The organism is Reyranella massiliensis 521 (assembly GCF_000312425.1).
Classification (GTDB): domain Bacteria; phylum Pseudomonadota; class Alphaproteobacteria; order Reyranellales; family Reyranellaceae; genus Reyranella; species Reyranella massiliensis.
In genome coordinates this window covers 3835627-3855310 of the sequence record NZ_HE997181.1, presented here as the reverse complement: position 1 = coordinate 3855310, position 19684 = coordinate 3835627, and the positions used below count along the sequence as shown (strand labels likewise).

Annotated in this window: 22 protein-coding genes; 15 read left to right on the top strand and 7 right to left on the bottom strand. The window is 63.1% G+C overall.

The window, feature by feature from the left end:
• Positions 1-238 precede the first annotated feature (238 nt).
• The 14 genes from BN60_RS18735 (at position 239) to BN60_RS29920 (ending at position 14332) form a co-directional block, all read left to right on the top strand.
• Complete coding sequence (locus BN60_RS18735; protein ID WP_020697662.1) at positions 239-1978, top strand: relaxase/mobilization nuclease domain-containing protein; 1740 nt, start codon at positions 239-241, stop codon at positions 1976-1978.
• A 148-nt stretch (positions 1979-2126) separates the two neighbouring features.
• Positions 2127-4112 (top strand): conjugal transfer protein TraG, encoded by a 1986-nt coding sequence (locus BN60_RS18730; protein ID WP_020697661.1) that lies wholly within the window; start codon positions 2127-2129, stop codon positions 4110-4112.
• 3 nt (positions 4113-4115) lie between these two features.
• A complete protein-coding gene (locus BN60_RS18725; RefSeq protein ID WP_020697660.1) occupies positions 4116-4565 on the top strand; it encodes a CopG family transcriptional regulator in 450 nt (149 codons plus the stop codon).
• A gap of 165 nt (positions 4566-4730) precedes the next feature.
• Positions 4731-5714, top strand: a complete 984-nt coding sequence (gene trbB, locus BN60_RS18720; RefSeq protein ID WP_043284101.1) for a P-type conjugative transfer ATPase TrbB — start codon at positions 4731-4733, stop codon at positions 5712-5714.
• Positions 5711-6043, top strand: coding sequence for a TrbC/VirB2 family type IV secretion system protein (locus BN60_RS18715; RefSeq protein ID WP_020697658.1), 333 nt, complete (start codon positions 5711-5713; stop codon positions 6041-6043). The genes trbB and BN60_RS18715 overlap by 4 nt, the downstream gene beginning before the upstream one ends.
• Positions 6043-6324 carry a VirB3 family type IV secretion system protein gene (locus BN60_RS18710; RefSeq protein ID WP_020697657.1) on the top strand — a complete coding sequence of 94 codons (282 nt, stop codon included), beginning with the start codon at positions 6043-6045 and terminating at the stop codon, positions 6322-6324. The genes BN60_RS18715 and BN60_RS18710 overlap by 1 nt, the downstream gene beginning before the upstream one ends.
• A gap of 12 nt (positions 6325-6336) precedes the next feature.
• Positions 6337-8790 carry a conjugal transfer protein TrbE gene (gene trbE / locus BN60_RS18705; RefSeq protein ID WP_020697656.1) on the top strand — a complete coding sequence of 818 codons (2454 nt, stop codon included), beginning with the start codon at positions 6337-6339 and terminating at the stop codon, positions 8788-8790.
• A 2-nt stretch (positions 8791-8792) separates the two neighbouring features.
• A complete protein-coding gene (gene trbJ / locus BN60_RS18700) occupies positions 8793-9569 on the top strand; it encodes a P-type conjugative transfer protein TrbJ (protein WP_020697655.1) in 777 nt (258 codons plus the stop codon).
• A gap of 10 nt (positions 9570-9579) precedes the next feature.
• Positions 9580-9864 carry a putative entry exclusion protein TrbK-alt gene (gene trbK-alt, locus BN60_RS18695; protein WP_020697654.1) on the top strand — a complete coding sequence of 95 codons (285 nt, stop codon included), beginning with the start codon at positions 9580-9582 and terminating at the stop codon, positions 9862-9864.
• Positions 9865-9867: 3 nt separating this feature from the next.
• A complete protein-coding gene (gene trbL, locus BN60_RS18690; RefSeq protein ID WP_020697653.1) occupies positions 9868-11223 on the top strand; it encodes a P-type conjugative transfer protein TrbL in 1356 nt (451 codons plus the stop codon).
• On the top strand, positions 11220-11909 hold the full coding sequence (gene trbF / locus BN60_RS18685) for a conjugal transfer protein TrbF (protein ID WP_020697652.1): 690 nt from the start codon (positions 11220-11222) through the stop codon (positions 11907-11909). Before trbL ends, trbF begins: the two co-directional genes overlap by 4 nt.
• Complete coding sequence (gene trbG / locus BN60_RS18680; protein WP_043284097.1) at positions 11906-12886, top strand: P-type conjugative transfer protein TrbG; 981 nt, start codon at positions 11906-11908, stop codon at positions 12884-12886. Before trbF ends, trbG begins: the two co-directional genes overlap by 4 nt.
• The gene (locus tag BN60_RS18675; RefSeq protein ID WP_020697650.1) at positions 12883-14055 is read left to right on the top strand and encodes a TraB/TrbI/VirB10 family type IV secretion system protein; all 1173 of its coding nucleotides are present in this window, start codon (positions 12883-12885) and stop codon (positions 14053-14055) included. The genes trbG and BN60_RS18675 overlap by 4 nt, the downstream gene beginning before the upstream one ends.
• A gap of 1 nt (position 14056) precedes the next feature.
• On the top strand, positions 14057-14332 hold the full coding sequence (locus tag BN60_RS29920) for a DUF2274 domain-containing protein (RefSeq protein ID WP_083856184.1): 276 nt from the start codon (positions 14057-14059) through the stop codon (positions 14330-14332).
• Here the strand turns inward: BN60_RS29920 and BN60_RS18670 are convergent.
• From BN60_RS18670 to BN60_RS18645, 7 genes are all read right to left on the bottom strand, one after another.
• Positions 14229-15203 (bottom strand): LysR family transcriptional regulator, encoded by a 975-nt coding sequence (locus BN60_RS18670; protein WP_202949899.1) that lies wholly within the window; start codon positions 15201-15203, stop codon positions 14229-14231. The genes BN60_RS29920 and BN60_RS18670 overlap by 104 nt on opposite strands.
• Before the next feature lie 341 nt (positions 15204-15544).
• Entirely contained in the window at positions 15545-16225 is a 681-nt protein-coding gene (locus tag BN60_RS31005; RefSeq protein WP_215905920.1) for a DUF6010 family protein, read from the bottom strand.
• 99 nt (positions 16226-16324) lie between these two features.
• The gene (locus BN60_RS18665; RefSeq protein WP_051150158.1) at positions 16325-17002 is read right to left on the bottom strand and encodes a DJ-1/PfpI family protein; all 678 of its coding nucleotides are present in this window, start codon (positions 17000-17002) and stop codon (positions 16325-16327) included.
• 307 nt (positions 17003-17309) lie between these two features.
• Positions 17310-17741 (bottom strand): CopD family protein, encoded by a 432-nt coding sequence (locus BN60_RS18660; protein ID WP_020697646.1) that lies wholly within the window; start codon positions 17739-17741, stop codon positions 17310-17312.
• Positions 17742-17751: 10 nt separating this feature from the next.
• Complete coding sequence (locus tag BN60_RS18655) at positions 17752-18084, bottom strand: DUF3817 domain-containing protein (protein ID WP_020697645.1); 333 nt, start codon at positions 18082-18084, stop codon at positions 17752-17754.
• Positions 18084-18347, bottom strand: coding sequence for a hypothetical protein (locus BN60_RS18650; RefSeq protein WP_020697644.1), 264 nt, complete (start codon positions 18345-18347; stop codon positions 18084-18086). Before BN60_RS18650 ends, BN60_RS18655 begins: the two co-directional genes overlap by 1 nt.
• On the bottom strand, positions 18340-18663 hold the full coding sequence (locus tag BN60_RS18645) for an ArsR/SmtB family transcription factor (protein WP_020697643.1): 324 nt from the start codon (positions 18661-18663) through the stop codon (positions 18340-18342). The genes BN60_RS18650 and BN60_RS18645 overlap by 8 nt, the downstream gene beginning before the upstream one ends.
• Positions 18664-19306: 643 nt before the next feature.
• On the opposite strand from BN60_RS18645, the gene BN60_RS30550 reads away from it, so the two are divergent.
• Positions 19307-19654, top strand: a complete 348-nt coding sequence (locus BN60_RS30550) for a hypothetical protein (RefSeq protein WP_148283480.1) — start codon at positions 19307-19309, stop codon at positions 19652-19654.
• The last annotated feature ends 30 nt before the right edge of the window (positions 19655-19684 follow it).

Below are 19684 nucleotides of genomic sequence, written 5' to 3'. Positions count from 1 at the left end.
CCGGTCCAAATTCGCACCCCGTCGGGCTCCAGCGTGGCATGGAGGGCGCGAGGGAGGGGGACAGGCACAACAACCGCACGATGGCAGGATAAAAGGGCGCACGGTGCGCCTCGGTCGGTCGGTTGTTTTTACAGCATTTTTGGGCGCGCCGCGCACCGTGCCGGGTTTGCCCGCACGGTGCGCGACACCCTCAATCTCTTATGTCCCCGCGATTTTTCGCACCGTGCGGGGCTGCGCCATGGCCGATGAGCACGAATTCCGCGTCCGGCTTGGGCGCATTCGCTCGACCCGTGCGCAGTCGGCGCGACCCTTCATCGCCCAGGCGCTGGCCGCGGCGAAGAAGGCCGGCGGCGGCGTGCCGCGTTCAGGCCGCGTCGTCTCCGGCAACCGCTCGCGGTTCGGGCGCGGTCAGCGCGCCTCCATCCAGGCCAACAGGCTCATCACCGCCCACACGCGCGGCGCCGTCATCAAGGCCCGCGTCGTGCGGCACTCGGCGCGATCGGCGCCGCTCGGCACCCACCTCGACTATCTGCGCCGCGACGGCGTGACCCGTGACGGAGAGAAGGCCCGGCTGTTCGGGCCGGGTGATGGGGAGGCGGACGGCCGCGCCTTCGCCGATCGTTGCGAGGACGACCGGCATCATTTCCGCTTCATCGTCTCGCCGGACGACGCGCTGGAAATGTCGGATCTCAGATCCTTCACCAGCGACCTGGTCGGCCAGATGGAAAAGGACCTCGGCACGCGGCTCGACTGGGTCGCCGTCGACCATTGGAACACCGAGCATCCCCACATCCACCTCATCGTGCGCGGCGTCCGTGACGATGGCCAGGACCTCGTCGTCTCCCGCGACTACATCAAGGAGGGGATGCGCGACCGTGCGCGCGATCTCATTACCCAGGAACTCGGGCCGCGCACCGATCTGGATATCCGCCGAACGCTCGAGCGGCAGATCGAGACCGAGCGCTGGACGCAACTCGACCGGCAGCTTGTCCGCGACGCGGGCAAATCCGGCATCATCGATCTCGCGCCGCGCGCAGACCAGACGCCGAATGAATTCCACGCGCTGAAGGTTGGTCGCTTGCGCAGGCTCGAAGTTCTCGGTGTCGCGGGACAGGTCGGCCATTCGCAATGGTTCATCAAGCCCGACGCCGAGTTGGCCCTGCGCGAGCTCGGCGAACGCGGAGACATCATCAAACGCATGCACCGCGCCCTGACCGAGCGCGGCATCGAGCGCGGCTCGGCCGACTATGTCATCGCCGGGGAAAGCCTCGACCTGCCCATCATCGGCCGCCTGGTCGAACGCGGCCTGGATGATGAGCTGAAGGGCACGGCCTACGCCGTGGTCGACGGGGTGGACGGGCGGACCCACCACATCAAGCTGCCCCATCTCGATGCCGCTGGCGACAGCGCTCCGGGTTCGATCGTCGAGTTGCGCAGGTTCGAGGACGCCCAAGGCGAACGCCGCGCCGCGCTCGCCGTGCGCTCCGATCTCGACCTCACCGCCCAGATCACGGCATCCGGCAGCACCTGGCTCGACCGGCAGGCCATCGCCCGCGAGCCGGCCTCGCTCTCCGAAAACGGCTTCGGCGCTGAGGTCCGCGATGCGCTCGACCGGCGCGCCGATCATCTGGTCGGGCAAGGGCTGGCCGAACGCCAGGGCAGACGGATCATCTTCGCCCGCAACCTGATCGAAAACTTGCGGCGGCGCGAGCTGGAGACGGTCGCCAACAAGCTCGCGGCCGATACGGGCCTGCCGCACAAGCCCGCCGCCAACGGCGAGTTTGTCGCCGGCGCCTATCGCCAGCGCCTGACGCTCGCCTCCGGCCGCTTCGCCATGATTGACGACGGCCTCGGCTTCCAGCTCGTGCCCTGGAGCCCCTCGTTGGAGAAGCAGCTTGGCCGTCATGTCTCAGGCGTCGCCCGCAATGATGGGGGCGTCGATTGGAGCTTCGGCCGTAAGCGCGGACTCGGTCTCTAGCCGGATCGAGGAGGAAGGCCGTCAGGCGAAACCGTCCTATGTGCGCGCCACAGTTTTCGGCTGTACTTCGCCTACATCTTTCCTGTTGCTTGTCCCGTGTCCGGCTACTTTCTGAACGGCTCCATCTTATTCGTCGATTGGAGCCAGCGTGCGCGGAGGCCAAGTCCTTTGGGGACAGATTGCAGTCGTCTTCACCATTATCTTGGTGACGACCTGGACAGCGACACAATGGACGGCCTGGCGTCTCGGCTTTCAAGGGCAGCTCGGCGAACCCTGGTTCGAACTTGCGGGCTGGCCGATCTACTACCCGCCTGCGCTCTTCTGGTGGTGGTACTTCTACGACGCCTATGCGCCGGAGGTGTTCGCCACGGGCGGGATCATCGCCGCATCGGGCGGTTTCATCGCCATCGCGGTCGCCATCGCCATGTCCGTCCGCCGGGCCCGCGAGGCGAAGAATGTCGCGACCTACGGTTCGGCTCGGTGGGCCGAGAAAGCCGAGGTCAAGGCGGCCGGATTGCTCGGACCGGACGGCGTCGTGCTCGGCCGCTACAACCACGAATATCTGCGGCACGATGGACCCGAGCATGTCCTGTGCTTTGCGCCGACGCGATCCGGCAAGGGCGTCGGCCTCGTCGTCCCGTCGCTCCTGACCTGGCCGGGCTCAGCCATCGTCCACGACATCAAGGGCGAAAATTGGCAGCTCACCGCCGGTTTCCGCGCCCGGCACGGCCGCGTGTTGCTGTTCGATCCGACCAATCCGAAATCGTCAGCCTACAATCCGCTGTTGGAGGTGCGCCGCGGCGAATGGGAGGTCCGCGACGTGCAGAATATCGCCGACATCCTGGTCGATCCCGAAGGCTCGCTGGAGAAGCGAAACCACTGGGAGAAGACCAGCCACGCCCTGCTGGTCGGCGCCATCCTGCATGTCCTCTATGCCGAGGACAACAAGACGCTGGCCGGCGTCGCCGCCTTCCTGTCCGATCCGCGGCGGCCGATCGAGTCGACGCTGGCGGCCATGATGAAGACCGCGCATCTCGGAGAGGCGGGACCCCATCCGGTGATCGCCAGCGCTGCGCGCGAGTTGCTCAACAAATCCGACAATGAGCGATCGGGCGTGCTGTCCACCGCCATGTCTTTCCTCGGCCTCTATCGCGATCCGGTCGTGGCCGAGGTCACGCGGCGATGCGATTGGCGCATCACCGACATGGTGGAAGGCAAGCGGCCGACCACTCTTTACCTCGTCGTGCCGCCCTCCGACATCAACCGCACCAAACCGCTGATACGCCTGATCCTCAATCAGGTCGGGCGGCGCCTGACCGAGGATCTGCAGGCGAAGGCCGGACGGCACCGGCTGTTGCTCATGCTCGACGAGTTCCCGGCTTTGGGCCGCCTCGACTTCTTCGAATCCGCGCTGGCCTTCATGGCGGGGTACGGGCTCAAGAGCTTTCTCATCGCCCAGTCGCTCAACCAGATCGAAAAGGCCTACGGCCCGAACAATTCGATCCTCGACAATTGCCATGTGCGGGTCAGCTTCGCGACGAACGATGAGCGCACCGCCAAGCGTGTTTCCGACGCGCTGGGGACCGCCACCGAGATGAAGGCGATGAAGAACTACGCCGGCCACCGTCTGTCGCCCTGGCTTGGCCATCTGATGGTGTCGCGCTCGGAAACCGCCCGCCAGTTACTCACCCCCGGCGAAATCATGCAGCTCCCGCCCAGCGACGAAATCGTCATGGTGGCCGGGACGCCCCCAATCCGGGCGAAGAAAGCCCGCTATTACGAGGACGGCCGCTTCAAGGAGCGCATCCTTGCGCCGCCCGCGTTGGTCAAGCTCGCGCAGGGACGTAAGGACGACTGGAGCAGCCTTCCTGTCCCGACTTGTCCCGAGGGGATCGATGCGACCGCCGCATCCACGTCGTCCGATGAAGACCCGACCGAATCCGAATGCCGCCATCAGCCCGAGCTCAATCGCACGGCGCCACAGGAGAAGAAGGCTCCGATCGAGAATGAATTCGAGTTCGATCTTCCCGAGGAGCCTGATGAAGAAGCGGCGCAGAACCGGCGCATGACCCGCTTGATGCAAGGGGTCGCCCGTCAGGTGTCGCTCGACCCCAATGACGGCATGGAGTTGTAGGCCATGGCCGGACAAAGGAAGAAGGTTAAGATCTCGGTCTATCTCGACCCGGACGTTACGACGATGCTCGGCGACTACGCCGCGCGACGGGAACAGTCGCAGTCGATGATTGCTGAGGCGGCGATCGCATCCTTTCTGTCTCCAGATGATGCCGAAAGACGTGAGGCGATTGTCGCAAAGCGTCTGGATCAGCTCGACCGCCGACTGACCCGCATGGAGCGGGATGTCGGCATCTCGGTTGAAAGCCTGGCGGTGTTCATCAAGTTCTGGCTGGCCACCACGCCGGCCCTCCCTGAGCCAGCGGCCCATGCCGCTCGCGCCAAAGCGGCGGAACGCTATGAGGGCTTTGTGACGGCGCTCGGTCGCCGTTTGGCCCAGGGCCCGAAGCTCCGACAAGAAATCTCCGAAGATATCGGAGCCGACTCGGAGAGCATTGGAGGCGGCAACCAGTAGGACGATGTTTGGTAGCGTCAGAAGCTGGCCGCCGCCGTTCTCCTGTATTTGCACGCCACACTACTACTACGCCCGATACTTGTTGAAGCGACCTGATTTCAGGCTCTTTTAATTGACCCCGATCCGGGGATCGACTTTCGCGCCCCGTCAAGAAGCGGGGCCGAGATGACGACCACAAGTCATAAACCTGAGGCGTTTGTTCGCGGCGCGCGCATGCTGCGCACAGCGCTCGGCCCGTCCATCACGCAATTTCTCGAAGATCCCGCCGTCGTCGAGGTGATGCTCAACCCCGACGGCCGCCTGTGGGTGGATCGCCTGTCAGAGGGCCTCGCCGATACAGGGGAGCGTCTTTCGCCCGCCGATGGCGAACGTATCGTGCGGCTGGTCGCCCACCATGTCGGCGCCGAAGTCCATCCGCGAAGCCCGCGGGTCTCGGCGGAGCTGCCGGAAAGCGGCGAACGCTTCGAAGGGCTGCTGCCGCCCGTCGTCTCGGCGCCCGCTTTCGCCATCCGCAAGCCGGCTGTCGCCGTCTTCAGCCTCGCCGACTACGTCGCCGCGAACATCATGACCGCCGACCAGGCGGAGATTCTTCGCCAGGCCGTAGCCTCACGCGCCAACATCCTGGTCGCCGGCGGAACCTCCACCGGCAAAACCACACTGACGAACGCCCTCCTGGCGGAGGTCGCCAAGGGCGCCGATCGCGTCGTCATCATCGAGGATACGCGCGAGCTGCAATGCGCAGCGCCCAACCTCGTCGCGATGCGCACGAAGGACGGCGTCGCGACGCTCTCCGAGTTGGTCCGTTCGTCCCTGCGCCTACGGCCCGACCGCATCCCGATTGGCGAAGTTCGCGGCTCGGAGGCGCTGGACCTGCTCAAGGCTTGGGGCACGGGTCATCCGGGCGGGATCGGAACGATCCACGCCGGCTCCGGCATTGGCGCGCTGCGTCGCCTCGAGCAGCTCATGCAGGAAGCGGTCATCACCGTGCCGCGCGCCCTGATCGCCGAGACGATCGATCTCGTCGCTGTTCTGTCGGGCCGCGGCACTGCGCGCCGGCTCGCCGAACTCGCGAGCGTCGAGGGGCTCGGCTCGGATGGCGACTACCGCATCACGCCAGCCACCACCCCCAGCACAGGAGAACTCTCATGATCCGCACGCTCGCGCGCGGCTGCCATGTCATTGCGACCTCGGCCGCTGCGATTTCCATCAGCGTCCTATTTTCCCAAGCGGCCCACGCGTCCGGCTCGTCCATGCCCTGGGAGGCGCCGCTGCAGTCCATCCTGCAGTCGATCGAAGGCCCCGTCGCCAAGATCATCGCCGTCATCATCATCATCGTCACCGGCCTGACGCTGGCCTTCGGCGATACCTCAGGCGGCTTCCGGCGGCTCATCCAGATCGTCTTCGGACTGTCGATCGCCTTCGCCGCCAGTTCCTTCTTCCTGTCGTTCTTCTCGTTCGGCGGCGGAGCGCTCGTCTGATGGCGGCTGTTCTCGAACAGCTCGCCGAAGTGCCCGGCTTCACCGTCCCGGTCCACAGGGCGCTGACCGAGCACATCCTGCTCGGCGGCGCCCCGCGCTCGATCGCGATCATGAACGGCACACTCGCCGGCGCGATCGGTCTGGGCCTGCGCCTCTGGCTTATCGGCCTCGCGATCTGGGCGATTGGTCATTTCGCGGCGGTTTGGGCGGCCAAGCGCGACCCGCTCTTCGTCGAGGTCGGCCGCCGACACCTGCGCATCCCCGGCCACCTGTCTGTCTGAGGAGCGCGACCGATGATGAATCTGGCTGAATATCGCCGAACCGCCACACGCTTGGCCGACTATCTTCCCTGGGTCGCGCTCGTCGCGGAAGGTGTCGTCCTCAATAAGGACGGATCGTTCCAACGCACGGCCCGGTTCCGCGGCCCTGATCTCGATTCTGCGGTCGCCGCCGAGCTGGTCGCCGTCGCCGGCCGCCTCAACAACGCTTTCCGGCGCCTGGGATCGGGCTGGGCCATCTTCGTCGAGGCCCAGCGCCATGAGGCGTCGACCTATCCGGCGAGCGTCTTCCCCGACGCCGCATCCGGTCTGCTCGACGCCGAGCGCAAGGCCGATTTCGAAGAAGCGGGCGCGCATTTCGTTTCCGGCTACTTCCTCACGATCACCTATCTGCCCCCTGCTGAGGAGGCGGCCCGTACCGAAGCCTGGCTCTATGAGGGCCGAGAGCGCGGCGGCCTCGATCCGCACGAAGTTCTGAACACCTTCGTTGATCGGACCGATCGGGTAGTGGCGCTTCTGGACGGTTTCATGCCGGAATGCGCGTGGCTCGACAGCGCGGAAACCCTGACCTACCTGCATTCGGCGGTTTCGACGAAACGCCATCGCGTACGGGTTCCGGAAACGCCGATCTATCTGGATGCGCTGGTCGCCGATCAGCCTCTGACCGGAGGGCTCGAACCACGCCTCGGAACCGCGCATCTGCGCATCCTCACCATCGTCGGCTTCCCGACCGCGACGACGCCCGGAATCCTCGACGACCTCAATCGCCTCGCATTTCCTTATCGCTGGTCGACACGCGCGATCCTGCTCGACAAGACCGACGCGACCAAGCTGCTGACCAAGATCCGCCGTCAGTGGTTCGCCAAGCGCAAGTCGATCGCCGCGATCCTCAAGGAGGTCATGACCAACGAGGCCTCCGCCCTCGTGGACACCGATGCTGCGAACAAGGCGGCCGATGCAGACCTCGCCCTGCAGGAACTGGGCGCCGACTACGCCGGCCAGGCATACGTCACCGCCACAGTCACGGTCTGGGATGATGATCCGCGCACGGCGGACGAGAAGCTGCGCCTCGTCGAGAAGATCATCCAAGGCCGCGACTTCACTTGCATGGCCGAAACCATCAACGCCGTCGATGCGTGGCTGGGCTCTTTGCCAGGGCACGTTTACGCCAATGTGCGCCAGCCCCCGATTTCGACGCTCAATCTCGCCCACATCATCCCGCTTTCAGCGGTGTGGGCGGGGCCGGAACGGGACGAGCATTTCGGAGCGCCCCCCTTGCTGTTCGGCAAGACCGAAGGCTCGACCCCGTTCCGGTTTTCCCTGCATGTTGGCGATGTCGGCCACACGCTGGTTGTCGGCCCGACTGGCGCGGGCAAGTCGGTTCTGCTTGGCGTCATGGCCTTGCAGTTCCGGCGCTACGCCAATTCCCAGGTCTTTGCGTTCGACTTCGGCGGCTCGATCCGGGCGGCGGCGTTGGCGATGGGCGGCGATTGGCACGACCTGGGCGGCGACCTCACCGAGGGCGTTGATTCATCCGTCTCGCTGCAACCTCTGGCCCGAACTCATGACACGCCCGAGCGCGCCTGGGCGGCTGACTGGCTGATCTCCATCCTGACCCGCGAAGGCGTGACGATCACGCCAGAGGTGAAAGAGCACGTGTGGTCCGCGCTCACCTCGCTCGCTTCCGCGCCCGTCGAGGAGCGCACGATCACCGGCCTGACCGTTCTGCTGCAATCGAATGATCTGAAGCAGGCGCTTCGTCCCTACTGCGTTGGCGGTCCATACGGCCGGTTGCTCGACGCCGAAATCGAGCATCTGGGATCGGCGTCGGTGCAGGCGTTCGAAATCGAAGGCCTTGTCGGGACAGGCGCGGCCCCGGCCGTCCTGTCCTACCTCTTCCATCGCATCGGCGACCGCCTCGACGGCTCGCCGACTATGCTCATCATCGACGAGGGCTGGCTGGCCCTCGACGACGACGCTTTCGCCGGCCAGCTTCGCGAATGGCTGAAAACGCTGCGTAAGAAGAACGCCAGCGTCATCTTCGCTACCCAGTCGCTGTCGGACATCGACAACAGCGGCATCGCGCCCGCGATTGTCGAAAGCTGCCCGACGCGGCTTCTTCTTCCCAATGAGCGCGCGATCGAGCCGCAGATCACGGCGATCTACCGACGCTTCGGCCTGAATGACAGACAGATTGAGATACTGGCAAGGGCCACGCCCAAGCGCGACTACTACTGCCAGAGCCGCAGGGGAAACCGCCTCTTCGAATTGGGCCTTTCCGAAGTCGGTCTCGCGCTCGCCGCAGCCTCCTCCAAGACAGATCAATCCCTGATCGCGCGCACCATGGCTGAGCACGGCCGCGAACGCTTCCTCGCGGCCTGGCTGCGTTTGCGCGGCGTCGATTGGGCGGCTGACCTCATTCCCGACCTCACCAACCTCATCCCTACGCTGCCCGAGAAGGAGGCTTGACCATGAAGACCCATAGTTCCCCCCGGCGCGCGCTCATGCTCGCCGCAACCATGCTGGCGATGCCGCTGGCTTTGTCGCCCATGTTGACGGCGCCCGCTCATGCGCAGTTTTTTGGCCGGATTGTTTACGACCCCTCGAACTACGCCCAGAACGTCCTGACGGCGGCGCGCACGCTCGAGCAGATCAACAACCAGATCAAAAGCCTCCAGAACGAGGCGCAGGGCCTGATCAACCAGGCGCGCAATCTCGCCAGCCTGCCGTACTCGTCGCTTCAGCAGCTCCAGCAGAACGTCCAGCGCACCCAGCAGCTCCTGCAACAGGCGCAGAACATCGCGTTTGACGTCCAGAATGTCGACCGGATGTTCCGGCAGCAATATGGCCGGGCTTCGCTCTCGGCGACGGACGCCGAACTGATCGCCGGCGCCCAGACCCGCTGGCAGAACACGGTCGGCAGTCTTCAGGACGCCATGCGCGTGCAGGCCGGCGTCGTCACCAATATCGACACCAACCGGACCGAGATGTCCTCGCTGGTCAGCCAAAGCCAGGGCGCGACCGGCGCACTGCAGGCGACGCAGGCTGGCAACCAGCTCCTCGCGCTCCAGTCGCAGCAGCTCTCGGACCTGATCGCGTTAATCTCGGCCAACGGCCGGTCCGGAGCACTCACCGAGGCCGAGCGCGCGGCCGCTGCCGAACAGGGACGCGAACAGCGCCGCCGCTTTCTGACGCCGGGCGCCGGCTATCAGCCGGGCAACGCCCGCATGTACGGCAACGGCAACTGAGGGCGTTGCCATGGACGGCAAGTTGCTGGCCCGGCTGGGCGCGGTCGTCTTCATCGCCATCGCCATCACGGCGACGGCGATCGAGATGACCCGAAAGGAATCACCTCCATTGCAGCAATCGGCCAGTCCGGTTCAGCCGATGCGAGATCCGCTTCGGGACGCGCAGCGTCGGTGCCAGCAGCTTGGTCAGGCGGCCGCCAGCGACACCGACTGCATGCGGGTATGGGCGGAAACCCGCGATCGTTTCCTCGGGCGTGCGCCGCTCCCAGCAGATCAGCAACAAGAAGGACGCTGAACCATGGGCGGCGCAGGCGTCATTGACAACTTCCTTGGAGTCTTCAGCTCCTACATCGACAGCGGCTTCGGCTTGCTTGGCGGCGAGGTCGCCTTCATCGCGACCACGCTGATCGTCATCGACGTGACGCTCGCAGCACTGTTCTGGAGCTGGGGCGCCGATGACGACATCATCGCACGGCTTGTCAAGAAAACACTCTTCGTCGGTGTATTTGCCTATCTCATTGGCAACTGGAACAATCTCGCCAAGATCATTTTCGAATCCTTTGCGGGCCTCGGGCTCAAGGGCTCGGGGACAGGCTTCACAGCTCAAGACCTGATGCGCCCCGGCAAAGTGGCTCAGACCGGCCTCGATGCCGCGCGACCGTTGCTCGAATCCATCTCCGATCTCATGGGTTGGATCAGCTTCTTCGAGAATTTCATCCAAATCGCGTGTCTGCTCTTCGCCTGGGCGCTCGTCATCCTCGCTTTCTTCATTCTCGCTATCCAGCTCTTCGTCACGCTGATCGAGTTCAAGCTGACCACGCTCGCCGGCTTTGTGCTCATCCCCTTCGGCCTGTTCGGAAAAACCGCCTTCATGGCTGAACGGGTGCTGGGCAACGTCGTTTCCTCCGGCATCAAGGTTCTGGTCCTCGCCGTCATTATCGGCATCGGTTCGACGCTGTTTTCGCAGTTCACGACCGGCTTCGGCGGTCAGACGCCAACGATCGACGACGCCATGGCCGTCGTGCTGGCTGCCCTATCTTTGCTCGGTCTCGGCATCTTCGGCCCCGGCATTGCAGCCGGCCTGGTCCAGGGCGGACCACAGCTCAGCGCAGGGGCTGCCGTCGGCACCGGCCTGGCAGTTGGCGGCGCGGCGCTTGCCGCCGGCGGAGCAGCCGGCCTTGCCGTTAAGGGAGGAGCGGCGGCGCTGTCCGGCGGCGCCGCGGTTGCGCGTGGAGGTGCAGCCGCCGCTGGTGGCGCAAGCGCCGCCTACAGCCTCGGCTCCTTGGGCAAGTCCGGCGCATCGGGCGTCGCCTCTGGTCTCGGCGGCGTCGCCCGCGCGGCCGGTGCGGCCACGGTTTCCCCTCTGAAACGCGCGACGTCGCGGGCCGCGGAGAGCATGAAGTCCAGCTTCTCCGACGGCGCGAAAGCAGGCTTCGGCGCCACTGGCGGCTCCTCGACCATGGGGACCATCGGCGGCGAAACCGCCGCCGACACGTCCTCCGCTTCCCGCGATGGTCCCCCGGCCTGGGCCAAGCGCATGCAACGCAGCCGCTCCATTGCCCACGGCGCAACCCTCGCGGCCCACGCCGTTCGGGGCGGCGACAGCCACGGCGGCGGCTCATCCGTCAACCTTTCCGAAAGTGACCGCTCATGAGCTTCTTCAAAAGACCCGCAGCCCATTACGGCAAGTCGCCCGAGCCCGTGACGCCCTACCAAAAGGCCGCACAGGTCTGGGACGACCGCATCGGTTCGGCCCGCGTTCAGGCCAGAAACTGGCGCGCCATGGCCTTCGGCTCCCTGATCCTGTCCGCCGGCTTCGCTGCGGCGCTCGTCTGGCAATCGGCGCGCGGGACCGTCGTGCCTTGGGTCGTGCAAGTCGATCGCCTCGGCCAGGCGCAGACCGTCGCGGCCGCTACGGCCGATTATCGGCCCACCGATCCGCAGATTGCGTTCCATCTCGGCCGCTTCATAGAGCAAGTCCGCGCCATCCCGGCCGATCCCATCATCGTCCGCCAGAACTGGCTTCGGGCCTACGAATGGACAACGGACCGAGGCGCAGCCGCGCTTAACGACTATGCCCGCGCCAATGATCCGTTCACCCGCGTCGGGCGTCAGCAGATCGCGGTGGAAGTCTCCAGCGTCATCCGCGCGTCACCGGATTCCTTCCGCGTCGCCTGGACGGAGAGGCGCTACGAGAACGGTCAACTCGCCACCACTGAGCGCTGGACCGCGATCCTCACCATCGTGATCCAGACCCCGCGCGATGCCGAACGGCTGCGCGCCAATCCGCTCGGGATCTACGTCAACGCCATCTCATGGTCGCGGGAGATGTCCCAATGAGCACGTCTTTGCGAAAACCAGGCAATCCGGCTTTCCGTAAACACGCTTTGGCGTTTGTGCTGCTCTCCGCCACGGCGCTGGCGGGATGCGCGACGACCAAACCCCCTCAGATCAGCTACGACGACAACGTGCCGTCCCTGCCGGCCGTGCCGCCGCCTGTCACCGAGGAGCGACCGCGACCCCTTCACACCCCACCGGCCTGGACGCCGGCGCGTGGGGGAACCGCTGCGAACACGCCGACCGGGCGCGTTCAGAACGCCAACGCCGCAGCACGCGTCGAGCCCCGGCGCGAAGGGTACTACAATTCCATCCAGATCTATCCGTGGAGCGAAGGGGCCCTCTATCAAGTCTATGCCTCGCCCGGTCAGATCACGAACATCGCGCTCGAGCCCGGTGAACGTCTCACCGGCGCCGGTCCGATCGCCGCCGGGGACACCGCCCGCTGGATCATCGGCGACACCGAAAGCGGATCGGGACTCTCCCGCCGCGTCCATGTCCTGGTGAAACCGACGCGCACGGGCATCACCACCAATCTGGTGATCACGACCGACCGGCGGATGTACATGATCGAGCTGCGCGCCGCCGAGACGCCCTACATGCCGGCGATCGCCTGGGCTTATCCCGAGCCTCCCACCTCACAGCGCGCGAATGTTTCGGCGACGCCAGTCATTCCCGCCGCTTCCGCGCGCCGATATCGATACGGACTGACCGGCGACACGCCGCCGTGGCGGCCGATCTCCGTCTATGACGACGGTCGACGGGTCTATGTCGAATTCCCCCGCGGCATCGTCCAGGGCGAAATGCCGCCCATCTTCGTCCTCGGCTCGGGCGGCGAAGCCCAGATCGTCAACAGCCGCATCTATCAGAACATCCTGATCGTCGACCGGATCTTCGGCGCCGCCGAGCTGCGCCTCGGCAGCGGCGATCGCCAGCAAACCGTCAGGATCGTGCGTACCGACGGGAGACCCGCGTCATGAGCGACAACGAAACGACCAATGACGAGGCCCCGACGACGGCGGCTGCGGAGTCTGCGGCGCCCATGCGCTTACGCGCTGAACCGCCCCGCGTGACGCGCCTTTCCCGCAAGGTCCTCGCGAGCGCGGGCCTCGTCGTCAGCATCGGCATCGGCGGGGCCCTCATATACGCGCTGCAGACGCGCGATGCCGGGCAGAGCAATGAGGAACTCTATTCGACGGAGAACCGCCCAACCGCCGACGGCCTTGCTGGCCTGCCGCGTGACTACACGGGTCCCGTGCTCGGTCCAGCTCTGCCCGGCGACCTCGGAAGGCCCATCCTTGATGCCCAGAATCGCGGCCAGCCAGTCGTTCCGCCATCGATGGCGACGCCGCAACCCGATCCCGAAGAACAACGTCGTCTCGCGGAGCTGGAAGCAGCGCGAACCAGCCGCGTCTTCTTCCAGACCGGACCGGGAGCAACCGCAACGTCGGCAGGTACGGCTGCGCCCGGCTTGCCAGGCTTGGGGACACAAGTCGGCGCCCAGACGGCGCAGGATCGCCAGCTCGCCTTTCTGAACGGACCGGTGGATCGTCGCACGGTGGCTGCGGATCGCGTGATGGCCCCGGCCTCTCCCTACGTGCTTCAGGCCGGCGCCGTCATTCCAGCCGCGCTGATCACCGGCATCCGCTCCGATCTTCCCGGGCAGATCACCGCCCAGGTCACGGAGAACATCTATGACAGCCCGACGGGCCGCATCCTCATCGTGCCGCAGGGAACGCGCATCATCGGTGAATACAGCAACGACGTCGGCTTTGGGCAACGCCGGGTGCTCCTCGTCTGGAACAGGCTGATCCTTCCCAACGGACGCTCCATCGTTCTGGAGCGACAGCCGGGAGCCGATCCGCAAGGGTACGCGGGCCTCCAGGACGGCGTGGACTATCACTGGTGGGATCTCGCGAAAGCCGCAGGACTCTCCACGTTGCTGGCCGTCGGCTCGGAGCTGGCCGTCAGCGATGAGGATCGCTTGATCCGCGCCATACGGGATGGAGCGCAGGACACCATCAATGACGCCGGTCAGCAGATCATCCGCCGTCAGTTGCAGGTCGCGCCCACGCTGACCATTCGTCCGGGCTATCCGGTCCGCGTCATTGTCACGCGCGATCTCATTCTCGAACCCTATGGAGGCTGATGTGGCGAAACTGAAGCTCGGTCCGATCGTCGACGAGAAGCCCGTAAAGGCGACCGTGGAGCTACCGGCGTCGCTTCACCGGGACCTTGCAGCCTATGCCGATGCCCTCGCTCGCGAGTCAGGCCAGCCCATCACCGATCCCACCAGGCTGATCGTGCCGATGCTGGAGCGGTTCATTGCAACTGACCGCGGCTTTGCGAAAGTTCGGCGCTCGCTTCAATCGACGAAGGCGGCGGTGGAACGCTTGACTTCGCCATCGAGCGGCCAAGCTCAATGAGCTGGAGCAGGGCTGGATTGTCATTCCTGGCAGACCACAGCGCGCAAAAGGGTAGAACCTCGCCAGCGATTGGCCGGTACAAGATTCCCGGGAACCGGGCCGCCGTCATCGCTTCGCTGACGACGGTCAGTCCCCGGTTCAGCGCGACAAGCGGCAGAAGATTTTCCCTACCAACATGCTGCACCTGTATCTCTGGATGATATCCGAAGGCTGCGAGGCGTTGTACCAGGTAGTCGTGAACCTCCTGACCTGGCGGAGCTTCGTTGACAATGAATTTCTCTCTCGCTAGCTGCCGCCACTCAACTTCGTCGCGCCCAGCCAAGCGATGGTCTTCGGGCAGTACGACGAACACGCGTTCCCACCAGAGCGACATTCGCTCACAGTCCGGCCACTCCCGCTCGCCGGTCACGAAGGCGGCCTCGAGCCTGAGCTGCCGGATTCGGCTAACGTGCTCGGCAGGATTGTCATCGATCAGATCAATCTGAATGTTGGGGTACTGATCGACATAGCGCCGCAGCAGCTCCGCCAGAAAACCGGACGCGATCGAGGAGTAGATGCCGATCCTGACATGACCGTGCTCGGAGCGGCCGATGGCGGCGACATCCAGCATGCCATCGCCGATGCTCCTTAGTATCTTTCGGGCGCGCCGCAGGAAGCGTTGACCAGCGAAGGTCAGGCTGACGCCTCCATTATGCCGATGGAACAAGGCGGCGCCGAGGTGATGTTCGAGATCGCGGATGCGTCGGCCGAATGCGGATTGGTGAACACCGATAGCAGCTCCAGCCTTACGGAAACTGCCATGCTCAGCCGCGGCCACGAAATAGCGAATATGGCGAAGCTCTATAGCATGGATCATCATTTTCACAGGCATGATCACACCTGCGGGCAGACGAGCGCGGCTCGCCACTGCTCTCGTCCGTATAGGATGGATCGAACGCTTGAGTGACGAAGCCGCGCTCGGTCATGGTCTGCGCATAGGTTCGACGACCGCCCCCTCATGGTCCTCAGTTCCATCGTTCGACTAGCCTCAGTATCGGTTGGATTTTCTTGAGGGCCGCCAATGCGGCGCATGGCTCCACCAGACCGACGACTAGTGCGTGTGTCAGCCGGTCCCGTAAAACGGAGGCATCCGCCTACTCTTGCATCACACGTCGACGCTGCCCCCCATAAAGCAGATGATCAAATTGTTGGCATGGACCACAAACCGCACGATCAATCAGGGCCATTCGGTGACGACGTGTCGCGTACACTGCCGCGTAAGAAAATTGCGAAGGGCACCAGAGCTCCGAGAATCCAATTATCCCGAGTTGCCCTGTTGCGCACCGTGTATGTGTGGACAGCAACGGCAACGACATGACTGACTAACGCCGCCGCGATCGCGTCTTCGAGATTAAACAGAAGCTGTGCTGGAATCGCGATGCATACAAGCGCAACGAGCGTGCAACCCTGAAGAATGGCGGTGAACTCACTCAATTTCTTCAGCCAGGTCTCGCGCCGCCACGGACTTGGTGCGCCGGCAAAATACCAAGCAGCAAGCCAGAAGTCGCTGACAAAACAGCCATAGGACGAAGTCGGAGCGAAGGGCAGAATGGGCTCCCCCCACAGATCGTGGGCAGCATCCCAGCAGGAATGTAGCACCCAAGCCAAGCCGATCGCCCGATAATCGCTCAATCCGCGATACGCGAGCAATGTCACGACACCGCAAAAGACCAGCTCAAGTGGACCAAACCCCGAGCCGAGATAGGCAGCCCCTGCGCCTGCCACGAAGATTGCGCTGAACCTTTGGCGAGTTGGCTCTGACGGAAGGGATAATACGGCAATTGCAACCAGCGCGACCAATACAGGCGCGATGGTCATCAATAGAGTAGCAGATGTTGGGGTCATCGGCGGCATGGGTGATTCCATTTCCAAGATAGACATGGATGGAGAGAAAGGGTTTCCGACGAAGTCGGGAACTGCATCGCAATAAGGCTCGGATGAGCCTGGGCGTGCCTAATCAGATGAGGTGTACCTGCGCATATCGGCTCCAGCAGCTCGAGCCGTTCCCACCATGTCGATGCCGTAGCCTTGTATCCACGCGACAGCCTCCTCGGTGAGGTCCGGGCCGGCCTTCACCGGAACCCCAACGTTGAATGGGGGCTGTGGATCGTATTGCATGGCAAGTTCTTGAACCTTGGCGACCCTCTCTCCCTGAAGCACCTTCAAGAGCATGAGCCCAAAATCGAGGCCTGCTGTGACGCCTCCACCTGTCATGCGATTGCGGTCAACAACCACGCGCTCGTCCACGGGCGTTGCGCCAAAAAACTGCAGAAGTGAAAGGGCAGCCCAGTGCGTTCCAGCCTTGTAACCTTGCAAGAGTCCCGCAGCTCCGAGCACAAGCGCTCCAGTGCACACGGAAGTAACATATTTTGCCCGCGAGCCACGGTCTGCGAGAAAGGCCAGCAACTCAGGATCCCGCATGACTTCCACTTGTCCAGGGCCACCAGGAACGAAAAGAACATCAAGATCTCTGGGACATTCATCTGGCGTCGTGTCAGGCTTCAGAACCATGCCGTTGTCGGACACGAGCAGATTCTTGTTTTTCCAGATAAGGTAAATGTCACTGGTGGCCGCCAGTGCCGACTGTGGGCCAACCAAATCCAGCAGCGTCAATCCCGGGAACATAAGCATGCCTATCTTTGGTCTAGGCCGTTCAGTGGAGCGGGATATGCGGTACCTAGAGCCCTGCAAGCTATGGTTTCCTGCTTTGCTCCCCGTCGCGCCGAGTAATGGCGCCGCCATAGCGCCAATTGCTATTATGCCGACAGTTCTTCTTTTTAGCGTGAGCACAATTAAGGTCTCCTTTTAATTAGATGCTGTGAAGTTTTAGAAGCGCGGGGATCCTTGCGACTCATCGCTCGATGCTTCGCATGTCGATTGCTCAACCGCTTGCGCACACCGGAACGCAAACGAAGAACCGATTGCCCCCCGAAAGTCTTCAGACAGGCTTCGTAACCACGAGAATTGCAACGACGGAGACCGCAAGAATAACCGCAAAGGGAATGCACCGCAGGCTGGGAGGCATTCGGGTCGAGTTTTGCTGGTGCAGTCGGCGGAGACGACCTGATAGCCATCCGTGCAGAGCCGAGAGCAGAAGGACGACACCAAGTTTGACAATCAACCACACGTCTGGGAACCAGCCGCCCAACAAAGCGAGCGCTAACCCCAACGCCCAAGTCAGGAGCATCGCAACGGAAGTGACCCTCTGATCCCAACGACGCATTGATGTGATGAACGCCGAGGGGCCATCGCTTTGTCTCTGCGGGCCGTTGCGAGTGGCTGCCGCTATCACGACCGCGGCAGCGAGCATTCCTCCGATCCAGGTGATTGCCGCCCCAACGTGAAAGGCTTTGAGCCAAAGGTAGACCATGGCAGCCTCGTCAAACCGCTTCGATCAATAAAGCTTGGCGACGCGCCAACGCTCGTTCATTTACGAATGCCCCGAACGGAACGAGAGCAGCTACAATCATGCGGGTCACTTCGCCCCGAGCCCATCCTCCGCCGGACACGATCTGGATGAGCATCCAAAAGTAAAAGACGAAGGCTATTCCGTGAATGGGCCCCATGATCGAGGTGGCGACGGCCAATCCGGCGAAGTGCTTCAGCGGAACAGCGATTCCAACCAGAATGATCAGAGTAGAGCCTTCCAGAAGCGAAGCTGCCCGCATTTTTCGTAATTGCCAGATTTCTTCGGCGGTCTCGGACGACTGCATCACTCGACCTCCTTGAGTACCTTTTCGATATTTACGAGACGGCTTTCTATCTCGGCGATCGCCTCCTTCATGGCCGGCATTGCACTGGCACATTCTTCTTGTGCTTTGATGGAGCGTGCGGCGAGATCGCGATAAGCGTCTTCGCTCATGATACGAAGCCGCGCAGATCGCGCTGCAGAGAAGTATTTCATTCCGAATATTAGCAAAACCACCATCAGCGCGAGAATGGTAACAAGTAGAAACGTAGAGGCATGATCATTCATGTTCGTCCCTTTCAGAGGCTCCGGATTTTATGGAAATGGCTAACGAACGAGCGGCGTCAGCAACAGAACTAGGATTCAGGACGACGTTGAACGGTGCGACCTCATAGAAATTCAGCGATTTCCCGTCCTGCGACAATTCCATCCTGCTCGTTACGAGCCCTGCATCCTCCAGCTTCTTGAGGTGGAGATGCAGCAAAGGACGGCTGATGCCCAGCTTTCGAGCAAGCTGACTGACATAAATCCGCCCGTCTGTATGGAGTGCCTCGAGGATCCGCAGCCGATGTGGATTCGCAAGAGCGGCCAACGTCTCCAGCATCCGATCTCCATTCATCCCCACCGCCGATGCAGCATAAAAATTCATTGCACATGTCATTTTTTTATGACACGTTGGCTGATATGTCAATAAATTCTTTCAGGTGGGGCGCATGTCCAAACTGACAAGCCGGCGTCGTCACAACAGGTCGGCAGGTGGAGAACAGTTCCTTGCAATGCAACCATCGGCGGCGCATCTCGTGCAGGATGGGTGCCACCCGACGTATCTCGGAGTATCGGAGCTCCGGCCGTCCTGGAGAGACCTGGGCCAAGTCTGCGATTCTGATCCGTCGGCGGAGCTACGGTGGATGGGCGTATCAACTTCGATTTCGTGAAAAAATTTGTACTTTTGAAAGTTCCATGATGTGCGGTTGTCTGTCGACTTCGGCTCCGAACCAGTTCGTTCTCAGCTCTGAAGGCCACTACGAACAGGGACACGCGACCATAAGACGTGCTGCATGTGCTTTTTGCATCTCGATCAGATCAAAGTGCCTGTCACGTCCGAAATCCTGCCCCTCGGCATGGGAACAAAACCGGCCGTCCTCGGGCTCACCATGTGGGGTCTCAAGTTCCCCCGTCACCTTTGATGGCTGCGACGCGAGGGAGCAGTCCCAATGAGAAGATGGTGGCAGCGTTCATGGGTTGCGATGATCGCAGCCTACGCGCTTGTCCTTCAAACGCTTTTCAGTTTCGCTGGTTTTGGCTCTATCAGTCAGCCGAAGCTTGATGCCTTCGGCAATGTCATCTGTTCCTCGGTCGAACAGCCGTCGCTTCCCGGCAAGGGCAACCCTTCAGAACGCAAGCATGTCCCCGACTGCTGCCTTGTCGGATGCACGATGACCGGCCACGTGGCCGTGCTCGCCTCAGACACCAGTAATCTCATCCAGCAACGGATATCGCTGTCCGAGCCCATTATTGTCATTCGCTCGGTACATCCAGGGCCGGGCCGAGAAGGCTCATCAGGCAATCCTCGAGCTCCACCTCAGACCGTTTGACTTCTCAATGGCCGGGCACCGGCCAGAGTG

Bases quoted from the DNA above. Each gene is read 5' to 3' on its own strand.
- BN60_RS18735 (WP_020697662.1), top strand. From the start codon at position 239: ATGGCCGATGAGCACGAATTCCGCGTCCGGCTTGGGCGCATTCGCTCG.
- BN60_RS18725 (WP_020697660.1), top strand. From the start codon at position 4,116: ATGGCCGGACAAAGGAAGAAGGTTAAGATCTCGGTCTATCTCGACCCG.
- trbB (WP_043284101.1), top strand. From the start codon at position 4,731: ATGACGACCACAAGTCATAAACCTGAGGCGTTTGTTCGCGGCGCGCGC.
- BN60_RS18715 (WP_020697658.1), top strand. From the start codon at position 5,711: ATGATCCGCACGCTCGCGCGCGGCTGCCATGTCATTGCGACCTCGGCC.
- BN60_RS18710 (WP_020697657.1), top strand. From the start codon at position 6,043: ATGGCGGCTGTTCTCGAACAGCTCGCCGAAGTGCCCGGCTTCACCGTC.
- trbE (WP_020697656.1), top strand. From the start codon at position 6,337: ATGATGAATCTGGCTGAATATCGCCGAACCGCCACACGCTTGGCCGAC.
- trbJ (WP_020697655.1), top strand. From the start codon at position 8,793: ATGAAGACCCATAGTTCCCCCCGGCGCGCGCTCATGCTCGCCGCAACC.
- trbK-alt (WP_020697654.1), top strand. From the start codon at position 9,580: ATGGACGGCAAGTTGCTGGCCCGGCTGGGCGCGGTCGTCTTCATCGCC.
- trbL (WP_020697653.1), top strand. From the start codon at position 9,868: ATGGGCGGCGCAGGCGTCATTGACAACTTCCTTGGAGTCTTCAGCTCC.
- trbF (WP_020697652.1), top strand. From the start codon at position 11,220: ATGAGCTTCTTCAAAAGACCCGCAGCCCATTACGGCAAGTCGCCCGAG.
- trbG (WP_043284097.1), top strand. From the start codon at position 11,906: ATGAGCACGTCTTTGCGAAAACCAGGCAATCCGGCTTTCCGTAAACAC.
- BN60_RS18675 (WP_020697650.1), top strand. From the start codon at position 12,883: ATGAGCGACAACGAAACGACCAATGACGAGGCCCCGACGACGGCGGCT.
- BN60_RS18670 (WP_202949899.1), bottom strand. From the start codon at position 15,203: ATGCCTGTGAAAATGATGATCCATGCTATAGAGCTTCGCCATATTCGC.
- BN60_RS31005 (WP_215905920.1), bottom strand. From the start codon at position 16,225: ATGCCGCCGATGACCCCAACATCTGCTACTCTATTGATGACCATCGCG.
- BN60_RS18665 (WP_051150158.1), bottom strand. From the start codon at position 17,002: ATGCTTATGTTCCCGGGATTGACGCTGCTGGATTTGGTTGGCCCACAG.
- BN60_RS18660 (WP_020697646.1), bottom strand. From the start codon at position 17,741: ATGGTCTACCTTTGGCTCAAAGCCTTTCACGTTGGGGCGGCAATCACC.
- BN60_RS18655 (WP_020697645.1), bottom strand. From the start codon at position 18,084: ATGCAGTCGTCCGAGACCGCCGAAGAAATCTGGCAATTACGAAAAATG.
- BN60_RS18650 (WP_020697644.1), bottom strand. From the start codon at position 18,347: ATGAATGATCATGCCTCTACGTTTCTACTTGTTACCATTCTCGCGCTG.
- BN60_RS18645 (WP_020697643.1), bottom strand. From the start codon at position 18,663: ATGCTGGAGACGTTGGCCGCTCTTGCGAATCCACATCGGCTGCGGATC.
- BN60_RS30550 (WP_148283480.1), top strand. From the start codon at position 19,307: ATGATCGCAGCCTACGCGCTTGTCCTTCAAACGCTTTTCAGTTTCGCT.